The organism is Bradyrhizobium sp. LB8.2, assembly GCF_040548035.1.
Lineage (GTDB): Bacteria > Pseudomonadota > Alphaproteobacteria > Rhizobiales > Xanthobacteraceae > Bradyrhizobium.
Genome location: NZ_JBEPQV010000020.1, coordinates 1 through 10,900, shown reverse-complemented (window position 1 = coordinate 10,900; position 10,900 = coordinate 1). Strand labels below are relative to the sequence as shown.

Sequence of the window (10,900 nt, the reverse complement as noted above, 5' to 3'; positions counted from 1 at the left end):
AAAGCGCTTCACGGCAAGGGGCGGTTTCGAAAATGCGCGACAATGTTCGCATGACGATCGCGACCCGCTGCCACCAGCACCCCGTGCGTGACTTCCCGGCGGTTATAGAGGATGGGATCTCCGGAGAGGTCGCTCATCCTACCATCCGCTTCCTGCACGATCAAATCGGCCGCCGCAAGGTCCCAGTCATGACTGTTGCCGCCCGCAAAAGCCGCATCCAGCGCGCCGTGGGCGACCCGGCAGAGCCGCAGCGCGAGCGAACCGATTCGCGGATGCAGCTTGATCTCGCCCAGTGACGGCTTCAGGCGCTCGACCAAGGGCTTCGGGCCCGCGACACGCGAGAAGTCGAGATCGGATCCGGACGTCGCCCGCACGGCCTTGCCGTTGACCGTCGTGCCCTGCCCGCGCGCCGCGAAGAAGAACTCGTCGCTGGTCGGCGCGAACACCGCACCCAGCACCGGCAAGGCATCCTCGACCAGCGCGACGCTGACGCACCATTCGTCATGGCCATTGAGGTAGTTGCGGGTGCCGTCGATGGGATCGACGATCCAGGTCAGCCGCCGCGACAGCCGCACCTCGTCGTCGGCGCTCTCCTCCGACAGCCAGCCATAGTCGGGCGTCGCTGCGCGCAGGCGCGCTTCCAGGAGATCGTTGACGGCAATGTCGGCCTCCGAGACCGGCGAGGACGCGCCCTTGGTCCACTTCTTCAGCTCGGTGCGGAACATCGATCGCGCGAGTGCGCCCGCCTCTCGCACCGTGTCTCTCAGCAGCGCGGCGTCGCGCGTCAGGACGGTTTCGCTTGTTGAGTTCGCGTCAGCGTCCGCCAAGCGTCAAACTTTCGATGCGCACCGTCGGCGCATTGACGCCGTAGCGGAACTCGAGATTGTTCGCCGGCTGCATCGACTTGAAGATCTCGAACAGATGGCCGGCGATCGTCACCTCGCTAACGGCATAGGTGAGCTCGCCGTTCTCGATCCAGAAGCCGGAGGCGCCGCGGCTGTAATCGCCGGTGACGCCGTTGACGCCCGAGCCGATCAAATCGGTGACGTAGAAGCCCTGCTTGATGTCGGCGATCAGCTCGGCCGGCGTCGGCGTGCCGGGTTCGAGATGCAGATTGTACGGCCCGGGTGACGGCGAGGAGGACACGCCGCGATGGGCGTGGCCGGTGGTGGTGAGGCCGAGCTCGCGCGCGGTGGCGCAGTCGAGCAGCCAGGTCGTCAGCACGCCTTCGTCGATCAGCGCGATCTTCTTCACCGCAACGCCTTCGGCGTCAAACGTCTGCGAGCGCAGGCCGCGTTTGCGCAGGGGGTCGTCGATGATGCGGATGTTCCTGGCGAACAGCTGCTGGCCGAGCTTGTCCTTCAGAAAGCTGGTCTTGCGCGCGATCGAAGCGCCATTGATGGCACCGACGACGTGACCGACCAGCGAGCCCGCCACGCGCGGATCGAATACTACAGGCACCTTGCAGGTCTCGACCTTGCGCGGATTGGCGCGCGCCACGGTGCGCTCGCCCGCGGAACGGCCGATGATCTCCGGTGACAAGAGGTCCGCACCATGCGGCGCCGAGGTGAAATCGTAGTCGCGCTCCATGCCGGTGCCTTCGCCGACAATTGCGGTGGCGGAGATGCCCTGGCTGGAACGCAGATAAGAGCCGTGGAAGCCGGTGCTGGTGACGAGCACCATGCCGCCCATGCCGGCGGAGGCGGAGGCGCCGCCGGATTTGGCCACGCCCTTCACGCTGAGCGCCGCGGCTTCGGCTTCGAGCGCGCGGCGCTCCAGCTCCGAGGTTGCGGGTACGTCGGGGTCGAGCAGATCGAGATCGGGGAAATCGCGCGCGAGCAGCGCGGGATCGGCAAGACCGACATATTTATCGTCTGGCGCAACGCGCGCCATCGCAACGGCGCGTTCGGCAAGCGCGGTCACGGCATCGCCGCTGGCGTCGTTGGTCGAGACCACCGCCTGGCGCCGGCCGACCAGCACGCGCAGGCCGACATCGTCGCCCTCAGACCGCTCGGATTCCTCGACGCGGCCGTCGCGCACCTCGACGCCTTGCGAGACGCCACGCACCGCGACCGCATCGGCCGCATCTGCGCCGGCGCGTTTGGCAGCCTCCACCAGCCGCTGCGCGAGATCGGAGAGCGCAGACTGGTCAAACAGGTCGCGGCCGGATGTGGACGAATCCTTGGGCGAAAGCGTCGAGCTTGGTGAAGGGTTCACAAACGAAATCCTGTTGGGGCGGGGTTCGGGACCGGAACCCACAGATGTGCCCTGATAGCGCGGACTTCAAGCATTTTCAGCCCGCCGAAAGTTCAGATTCGCACAGTTGGCGCAACGTCTCGTCAATCATGCGCGCCAAGGTCTTGTCAATCATGCTCGGCGGTGAGGTTGGATTAACCAGCCTTTTTAAGCGGTTTCGGAAACGCCCGCGCTAAGGTCCTCACATCGACCGGGAACATAATCCTGGCGGGGAGAACTAAAGCCGTGAGGCGTCAAACAGCAACAAGCGGGACCGCTCCCGCCGGGTCGAGCCGCTCCCTGCGGCTCGACCCCCTTTCCCTTCCGGTCCGATTCGATGCGCATGATCCGCGCGCCGACGGATATGTCCGGCAGATCGAGCTTCATCGCGAACGCGTCGTGCTGCGCCGTGCCGTCCGCGGCATGCGGATGGCAATCAACGTCCGCGTCAGCGACTTCACCGGCGTCGCGCTACGCGGCAATGACGAGGCGCAGTCCCTCGTCCTCGTGCACCGCGATCCCTCGCTCTCCGTTCCGCTGCTGGTCAGCGCCGATGGCGACGAGCTCAGCGAAGCATGGGCGATCTGGAGTGAGCTGTTCGCGCTTCCGCAGCTCGACGAAGGCGCACGCAAGCCGTCGCCGCGCCGTCGCCGCGCCAACGCGATCCGCGACCGCCGTCCGAAATTCTTGATGCGCCGGCGCACCGGTGTCGCACGGGAGTTGTCGGTGCATCGCGATGAGCGCGAGATTATCGCGCAGACTTAAGCCGCCCGCATCACCGCGTCGGCCAGCAAACCCGCAAACAGCAAAAATCCCGCATCGCGGTTCGAATAGAACAGGCGCTTGCAGAGTTCGCCGTCGCTGATATCCAGCCGCGCGATCTGCCACGACAGATGCACGGCGAAGGCTATCAGTCCGAGCCACGCCGGCCAGCGCGCATCGCCTGACGCCAGCGCCACGCCGATCAGCATCACCGCAAGGCCGTAGAACAAGATCAGCGCCTGGTGCGTATGGGCGCCGAACAGGCGCGCGGTGGACTTGATGCCGATCAGCGCATCGTCCTCGGCGTCCTGGTGCGCGTAGATCGTGTCGTAGCCGATCACCCAGGAAATCGCGCCGGCATAGAGCACGAGCGCGGTGACGTCGATGCGTCCGAAGGTGACGGCAAATCCCATCAGGGCGCCCCAGGAGAAGGCGAGCCCGAGCACGGTCTGCGGCCACCAGGTGATGCGCTTCATGAACGGGTAGATCGCGACGATCAGCAGCGAGGCAATGCCGGTCAGGATCGCGAAGCGGTTGAACTGCAGCAACACCACGAGCCCGATCAGCGCCTGCGCGACCATGAAGGCCAGCGCCTGCTTCGCGCTCACCTGGCCCGACGGTAGCGGCCGCGAGCGGGTGCGCTCGACCTTGTCGTCGAGATCGCGGTCGGTGATGTCGTTCCAGGTACAGCCGGCGCCCCGCATCACGAAGGCGCCGACGAAGAACAGGACGATGGTGAGCGGCAGGCGGCCGACGTCATGCGCCATGCCGGCGGCGAGCGCCGCCGACCACCAGCACGGCATCAACAGAAGCCAGGAGCCGATCGGACGATCGAAGCGGGACAAGCGCAGATAAGGCCGCGCCCATTGCGGCGCGCGCGTATCGACCCAGTTGCCGGTGGAATCGGCAACGCGGGCGGATGTGTCGTTCATCGGGTGAGGACGTTGCCGTTGAGTGTGTCGAAGGTGCTGCCGCCCTTCTTGCCCGCATTGGCCTCGGGCGCCGAGGCCGACGAGCCCAGCACTTCGCTCAATGACGGGCCGGCCGGACCGCGCGGCTGGTTCTGCATCTGCTGCGCGACGTTGCAGACCTTCGCCTGCATGGCCTCAGTGTTCTTGTGGCCATCCTTCATCTGCCCGCCGACCTGCGGCGGGATCCCGCATTTGGCGGCGTTGGCCTCGATGTATTTGACCATCTTGGATTCGGCCTGGCTGAAGTTGCGGATCAGCTTGCAGGCCTCGTCCGGCGGCGCGTGACGGTCGCTTGCGATCTTGATCAGCTTGCCGCGCTTTTCGGCTTCCTCACGCAGAGGCATGAACGCCTTCATGCAATCCTCGGCGGGACCACCTTGCGTCGGCGGAGCCGCGCTGAAAGCGCCGGTGCCGCCACCGACGGGCGCAGCGCCGTTCACGGGGAAGGACGATTGCGGCGCGCCGCCGACGGAGGCGACGGGCGCGGAGCCATTCACGGGCGGGAACGCGGAACTGGTTGGGGCCTGACCTGGCAACGGCGCCGGGAAACCCTGCGCATAGGCACAAGCGGCACCCATCGTGACCATGGCGGCAGTGATTGGAACCATCAAATGACGGATCATCAAGGCAGTCTCTCCGGCAGGAGCTTGCGGGATTCGGCGTCTTCCCAATTGAAGCGCAACCAGCGCGCTCGCGATTTTACGATTCCCGCCGGCCCTTAACAACCCGCCGAATAGGGCAAGAGCGCGGCGCGCCGACGCACCAATTTGGCAATATTTACCCCGAAAGTACTGCTTTCGGTTAAGAACGGCCACAAATTGGACCTTTGAACGATGCCCTCCCACGATTTCCGCGGCCCCCGCCTATTCGTCGACGCCCCCCTTGCCCAGGACGGCAGGGTCGAACTCGACCGAGATCAGGCCAATTATCTCGGCAATGTGCTGCGGCTTGCCGCCGGGGCCGAGGTTTTGGCATTCAACGGCCGCGACGGCGAGTGGCAGGCCGCCATTGAAGGCCGCAAGCGACCGGACGGCCTCGTCATCCTCCAGCAGACCCGGGACCAGGACCGGCTGCCCGACCTCACTTACGTCTTCGCCCCGCTCAAGCATGCCCGGCTCGACTACATGGTGCAGAAGGCCATCGAGATGGGCGCAGCCACGCTTCAGCCGGTGCTGACCCGGTTCACCCAGGCCTCCCGGGTCAATACCGAGCGGATGCGCGCCAATGTCGTCGAGGCAGCCGAGCAATGCGGCATCCTCAGCATCGCCACTGTCGCCGAGCCGGCGCCGCTGGAGCGCTTCCTCAGCCAGCGCGCCGCCGGCAGGCTGCTGATCTTCTGCGACGAGGCGGCGGAGCTCGAAAACCCGATTCGGAGCCTGCAAGGCGCACGCGAGGCGGGACACGACCAAGGAAGAGACGGCATCGACGTGCTGATCGGCCCCGAGGGCGGCTTTGCCGAGGAAGAGCGGGCGCTGCTGCTGCGGCAGCCGAAAATCCTGCGGCTGGCGCTGGGACCCCGGATCATGCGGGCCGACACGGCCGCGGTGGCGGCGCTGGCGCTGGTGCAGGCGGTGCTGGGCGATTGGGCTGGCAAGACGGCTTGATCCCGGCATTGGCCGACCGTTAAGCGATTGATCCTTTGGAGGTCGAAACCGCTTTCGGGCCATGCTAAGGCCTGCGGCAATTCGCTTCCGTTGCTTGCCCTGCCCGGTTCCACCGGGACGATGGATCCCGAGATGACCGCGACTGCCACCTCAAATGTTGCCGGCTCCGCCGCCTGGGCGGACACGCTGCTGTTGTCGTTCGCGCAGGCCGGCTATGTCAGGGCCGAGCCCGCGATCCTGCAGCCGGCCGAACCGTTCCTGGACCTCTCCGGCGAAGACATCCGCAAAAGCCTGTACCTGACCACGGATCTGTCCGGTGAGGAGCTCTGCCTGCGCCCGGACCTGACCATTCCGGTGGCGCGCGATTACCTCGCCTCCAGCCACGCCGGCCAGCCGGCCGGGTTCAGCTATCTCGGTCCGGTGTTCCGCTACCGCAGCGGCCAGGCCAGTGAATTCCTGCAGGCCGGCATCGAATCGTTCGGCCGCCAGGACCGTGCCGCCGCCGATGCCGAGATGCTGGCGCTGGCGCTGGAGGCAACCGCGGCCTTCGGCGTCCGCGACGTCGAGATCCGCACCGGCGACGTGGCGCTGTTCAACGCGCTGCTCGACGCGCTCGATCTCTATCCGGTCTGGCGCCGCCGCCTGGTCAAGGATTTCAACCGCAAGATCAGCCTGGAGCAGGATCTGGAGCGGCTGGCGGCCGTAACCCCTGCGACCCGCAGCGAATATGAGGGCGTGCTGGCAGCCCTGGCCGGCTCCGACCGCAAGGCCGCGCTGGCCTTCGTCACCGATCTGATGTCGATCGCCGGCACCACCAATGTCGGCGGCCGCACCACAGCCGAGATCGCCGACCGCTTCCTGGAGCAGTCGACGCTGAAGGGCGGCGCGCTGCCGCGCGAGGCCATCGCCGTGCTCAAGCGCTTCCTCGGAATCACCGGCAATCCCGACGACGCTGTCGCCGAACTGCGCGCGCTCACCACTGACGCGAAGCTGGACCTCGCTGCCGCTATCGACCAGTTCGAAAGCCGGGTCGGCTTCATGGCGGCGCGCGGTATCGACGTGAAGCAGACCCGCTTCTCGACTGCGTTCGGACGCGGTCTCGACTATTACACCGGCTTCGAATTCGAGCTGCATCACCGCGGCAACGGCGCCGAGCCGCTGGTTGCCGGCGGCCGCTACGACGGGCTCATGACCCAACTCGGTTCAATCGAGCCGATCCCCGCGGTCGGCTTCTCGGTCTGGGTGGACGCGCTGACCAGGATCGGCCGCAAGGTGGGAGCTTAAGTCATGAGCGCGCCATTCGTTCTGGCCGTTCCCTCCAAGGGCCGCCTTCAGGAAAACACCGAAGCCTTCTTCGCCCGTGCAGGGCTCAAGCTGTCGAAGGCCGGCGGCGCACGCGACTATCGCGGCACGATTGCAGGCCTCGACCATGTCGAGGTCGCCTACCTCTCGGCGAGTGAAATCGCCTCACAATTGTCGCGCGGCGTGGCGCATCTCGGCGTTACCGGGGAAGATCTGGTGCGCGAGAACATTGCGGACGCCGACGAGCGCGTCGCGCTGATCGAGGGGCTGGGTTTCGGTTATGCCGACGTCGTCGTGGCGGTGCCGCAGGCGTGGATCGATGTCCGCACCATGGCCGACCTCGACGACGTCACCACCGGCTTTCGTGAGCAGCATCACATGCGGATGCGGGTCGCGACCAAGTTCATCAACCTCACCCGCACCTTCTTCCAGAGCCAGGGCATCACCGATTACCGCATCGTCGAAAGCACCGGCGCGACCGAGGGCGCGCCCGCGGCCGGCAGCGCTGAGCTGATCGTCGACATCACCACGACCGGCGCGACACTGGCCGCGAACGGGCTCAGGGTGCTCGACGACGGCATCATCCTGCGCAGCCAGGCCAATCTGGTGGCGTCGAAAGATGCCGATTGGTCGCCGCAGGCGCGGGAGACCGCGCGCGTCATCCTGGATCACATCGCGGCGCGGGCGCGGGCCAACAAATACCGCGAGGTCCGCACCCGCTTCCGGCAGTGCGACGCCGCCATGCTCACCGAGGCCCACGAGCGCTTCGGCGTCGAAGCCCCTTTCGGCGGGCCGACCTCGTCAGGCATGCTCACGCTGCACTGCCCGCCGGGCCAGCTCTATGCACTCGCGAGCTTCCTGCGCGCGCATGGCGCCGAGACCGTCTCGGTGGTTTCGCTGGATTACGTGTTCGACCGGGAGAACCCGCTGTTCGCCAAACTCGAGGCATTCCTGCGGCAGTGAGCCTCAGGTCCGTTCAGCGTAGCGACAGCAAACGGCAGCTACCATATGCTGTTGAGATGACCTTGAACGCCTCTGGAACCTTGATCGATGACGCTGGGCTCTGACGTTTCCGGCATGACGACCACCGCGGCGAGCGCCGCCGCGAAGGGACTGTCAATTGTCGTCCCCCTCTACAACGAGGCGGCGGGCCTCGCCGCCTTGCACCAGCGCATCTGCGAACTCGCCAAGACCCTGCGGCAACGCTATCGGCTCGGCTGCGAAATCGTCTACGTCGACGACGGCAGCGCGGATGCAACGTTGGCGATCGCCCACTCGCTGCCGGCCGACGCGGTCGACGTCCAGGTGGTCTCGCTGTCGCGCAATTTCGGCAAGGAGGCGGCGCTGATGGCCGGCCTCGACCATGCCAGACTCGGCGCGGTGCTGTTCATGGATGGCGACGGCCAGCACCCGCCGGCGCTGGTCGAGCAGCTGGTGCGGCACTGGATCGAGGACAGCTATGACGTTGTCTATACCGCCAAGGCGCATCGAGACAACGAGCCCTTCCTGCGGCGGCTCGCCGGGCGCGGCTTCTACGCGCTGATCAATTGGGGTGCCCGCCAAAAGATCCCGGAGGACGCCGGGGACTTCCGCTTGCTGTCGCCGCGGGCGGTCGCGGCTCTCAGGCAGCTGCCGGAACGCAACCGCTTCTTCAAGGGTCTCGCGAGCTGGATCGGCTTCCGCCAGATCCGCGTCGATTACGAGCCCGCGCCGCGCACCCATGGCGTGACGACCTTCAGCGCCGCGCACCTGCTTGGTCTTTCGATCGAAGGGGTGACCTCGTTCTCGGTGGCGCCGCTGCGCTTTGCCAGCCTGCTCGGCGTGATCCTCGCCGGCGGCGCCTTCCTGTTCGGCATCTCGATCCTTTGGGAGGTCTTGACCACCGGCAAGCAGGTGCCCGGCTATCCCTCGCTCGTGATCGGCCTGATGACAATCGGCGGCGTGCAGCTCATCATGATCGGCATCGTCGGCGAATATATCGGCAAGATCCTGTCCGAGCTGAAGGCGCGCCCGATCTACTTCGTTGCCGAGCACAGCCAAAAGCATTTCGAGACCGACAAGGCCGACGACGCCTCGAAGAGGACGGCGGCCGAATGAGCGCGGCCGCGAGTCCGCGGCGGATCTGGCTCTGCGCCGACGATTACGGCATCAGCCCGGGCGTCAATCGCGCCATCCGCGACCTGATCGAGCGCGGCCGTCTCAACGCCACGTCGGTGATGATGGTGGGACCTGCGATCGAACGCAGCGAGATCGAGGCGCTCCAGGCCGCGGCGAAGGCGAGCCCACGCTGCGCGATCGGATTGCACGTGACATTGTCCGCGCCGTTCCGGCCGCTCACCATGCATTTCCGCCCGCTCGACGGCGACATGTTTCTGCCGTTTCCAAAGCTGCTGCGCGCGGGCCTTGCGCGAAGGCTCGACCGTGAATTCTTTCGCAACGAGGTCAAGGCGCAGCTGGCAGCCTTCGCGAAAGCGTTCGGGCGCGCGCCTGACTTCGTCGACGGCCATCAGCATGTGCAGCTCTATCCGCAGGTGCGCGACGGCTTTGTCGACGCGGTCGCCGAAGCCGCGCCAAAAGCCTGGGTGCGCCAGGGCGGCCGGGACCTGCCGCTTATGCAGCGGCTGGCTTCACCAAAAGCCATGGTGCTCGATATCCTCAGCGCGCAATTCCGCCGCCGCGCCGGCAGTGCGGGCCTCAGCTTCAATCCCGGCTTCGCCGGCGCCTATGATTTCACGCAGGCGGCCGATTTCGGTGCATTGATGCGGCAATTTCTCGAAGGCCTGCCGGATGGCGGCCTCATCATGTGTCATCCCGGCTTCGTCGACGAAGTCCTCACCGGCCTCGACCCGATGACGGATGTCCGCGAGCGCGAACACGGTTATCTCGCCAGTGAAGCCTTTGCGCGCCTGCTAACGGACAGCGGCGTCACGCTGGGATGAAATCGGCGAAAAGCCGCCCCCGCGAGGCAGCTTGTCGCATACCGAAATTTAATCCGGCCGGCACTGTTGGGGCCACAATGGAACCCTACATCTGGCTCGCGCTTGTTTTGCGCGAGGGAGACTGACCATGACGCCGCAGGAACGCCAGCTCGTCGACGAGCTTTTTGACCGGCTATCGAAACTGGAAAACGCACCGCGCGACCCCGACGCGATCGCCGCAATCTCCGACGGTCTGCGCAAGGCTCCCGGCGCCATCTATGCGCTGGTGCAGACCGTGCTGTTGCAGGACGAAGCCCTAAAGCGGGCCCATGTCCGCATCCAGGAACTGGAGGCGGGGCAGGCGCCCGAGCAGGCGCAGTCCGGCGGCTTCCTGGATACCATGCGCGACACGCTGTTCGGCGGGGGCCCGTCGCGCGGCTCGGTTCCGAACGTGCCGCAGCGCGACTCGCGCCCTGTCTGGAACAGCGGCCAGGCGACGCAGCCGGGTCAACCGGGATATGGCCAGCCGCCTTATGGGCAGGCTTACGGCCAAGGTCCAGGTCAACAAGGTCCGGGTCAAGGTCAGGGCTATGGTGCCCCGCCAGTCGGCGGTGGCGGCGGCTCGTTTCTCGGCACGGCGGCGGCAGCCGCAGCCGGCGTCGTCGGCGGCTCGCTGCTGCTCTCCAGCATTCGCGGCATGATGGGCGGATCGCACCAGCAGGCCTTCGGCGACACCAATGTCACGGGCGACCGCAGCCCCTGGAGCGGTAGCGACCAGTCCGGCGGCTCGCTCGCGCGCGACGCCGGTCTCAACGACATCGGCTCGGGCAATCGCGAGGATTCGCGTCAAAACTTCGCAGATCAGGCGTCGAATAACGATCACAACGACAACGATCAGAATAACGATCAGAATTACGACGACGACAATGTGGACGTTGCCGACGACAGCGACTTTGGCGGCGGAGACGACGGCGGCAGCGATTACGCCTGACACTGTTCTGCCCGGCCTCAATTCGGGATAGGGGGACGCCTCGCGGCGTCGCCCCTCCCACACCACCGTACGTACGGGTCCGTATACGGCGGTTCGGTGGATTATGCGGGTCTCGGA

General features: G+C 66.3%; 11 protein-coding genes. 7 read left to right on the top strand and 4 right to left on the bottom strand.

Going from position 1 to position 10,900, the window contains the following annotated elements; all coding sequences use genetic code 11:
* Nucleotides 1-8: 8 nt before the first annotated feature.
* Both ABIB06_RS22985 and ABIB06_RS22980 read right to left on the bottom strand, forming a co-directional pair.
* Complete coding sequence (locus ABIB06_RS22985) at nt 9-827, bottom strand: 3'(2'),5'-bisphosphate nucleotidase CysQ (RefSeq protein ID WP_354052450.1); 819 nt, start codon at nt 825-827, stop codon at nt 9-11.
* A complete protein-coding gene (locus tag ABIB06_RS22980; RefSeq protein ID WP_354052451.1) occupies nt 814-2,217 on the bottom strand; it encodes a TldD/PmbA family protein in 1,404 nt (467 codons plus the stop codon). Before ABIB06_RS22980 ends, ABIB06_RS22985 begins: the two co-directional genes overlap by 14 nt.
* A gap of 264 nt (nt 2,218-2,481) precedes the next feature.
* Between ABIB06_RS22980 and ABIB06_RS22975 the strand changes: the two genes are divergently transcribed.
* Entirely contained in the window at nt 2,482-3,000 is a 519-nt protein-coding gene (locus ABIB06_RS22975) for a DUF6101 family protein (RefSeq protein WP_354052452.1), read from the top strand.
* Here the strand turns inward: ABIB06_RS22975 and ubiA are convergent.
* Both ubiA and ABIB06_RS22965 read right to left on the bottom strand, forming a co-directional pair.
* Nucleotides 2,997-3,929, bottom strand: a complete 933-nt coding sequence (gene ubiA, locus ABIB06_RS22970; RefSeq protein ID WP_354052454.1) for a 4-hydroxybenzoate octaprenyltransferase — start codon at nt 3,927-3,929, stop codon at nt 2,997-2,999. The genes ABIB06_RS22975 and ubiA overlap by 4 nt on opposite strands.
* Entirely contained in the window at nt 3,926-4,591 is a 666-nt protein-coding gene (locus ABIB06_RS22965) for a hypothetical protein (RefSeq protein ID WP_354052455.1), read from the bottom strand. The genes ubiA and ABIB06_RS22965 overlap by 4 nt, the downstream gene beginning before the upstream one ends.
* Nucleotides 4,592-4,801: 210 nt before the next feature.
* Here ABIB06_RS22965 and ABIB06_RS22960 point away from each other — a divergent pair, with 210 nt between their 5' ends.
* The 6 genes from ABIB06_RS22960 to ABIB06_RS22935 all read left to right on the top strand — a co-directional run bounded on the left by ABIB06_RS22960 (nt 4,802) and on the right by ABIB06_RS22935 (nt 10,783).
* On the top strand, nt 4,802-5,572 hold the full coding sequence (locus ABIB06_RS22960; RefSeq protein ID WP_354052457.1) for a 16S rRNA (uracil(1498)-N(3))-methyltransferase: 771 nt from the start codon (nt 4,802-4,804) through the stop codon (nt 5,570-5,572).
* A 132-nt stretch (nt 5,573-5,704) separates the two neighbouring features.
* Nucleotides 5,705-6,856 carry an ATP phosphoribosyltransferase regulatory subunit gene (locus ABIB06_RS22955; protein ID WP_354052459.1) on the top strand — a complete coding sequence of 384 codons (1,152 nt, stop codon included), beginning with the start codon at nt 5,705-5,707 and terminating at the stop codon, nt 6,854-6,856.
* 3 nt (nt 6,857-6,859) lie between these two features.
* Nucleotides 6,860-7,837: an ATP phosphoribosyltransferase gene (gene hisG, locus ABIB06_RS22950; protein WP_247442228.1), complete on the top strand. Its 978-nt coding sequence runs from the start codon at nt 6,860-6,862 to the stop codon at nt 7,835-7,837.
* A gap of 87 nt (nt 7,838-7,924) precedes the next feature.
* Nucleotides 7,925-8,971: a glycosyltransferase family 2 protein gene (locus tag ABIB06_RS22945; protein WP_354052461.1), complete on the top strand. Its 1,047-nt coding sequence runs from the start codon at nt 7,925-7,927 to the stop codon at nt 8,969-8,971.
* A complete protein-coding gene (locus ABIB06_RS22940) occupies nt 8,968-9,813 on the top strand; it encodes a ChbG/HpnK family deacetylase (protein ID WP_247343621.1) in 846 nt (281 codons plus the stop codon). The genes ABIB06_RS22945 and ABIB06_RS22940 overlap by 4 nt, the downstream gene beginning before the upstream one ends.
* Nucleotides 9,814-9,940: 127 nt before the next feature.
* Entirely contained in the window at nt 9,941-10,783 is an 843-nt protein-coding gene (locus ABIB06_RS22935) for a DUF2076 domain-containing protein (protein WP_354052463.1), read from the top strand.
* The last annotated feature ends 117 nt before the right edge of the window (nt 10,784-10,900 follow it).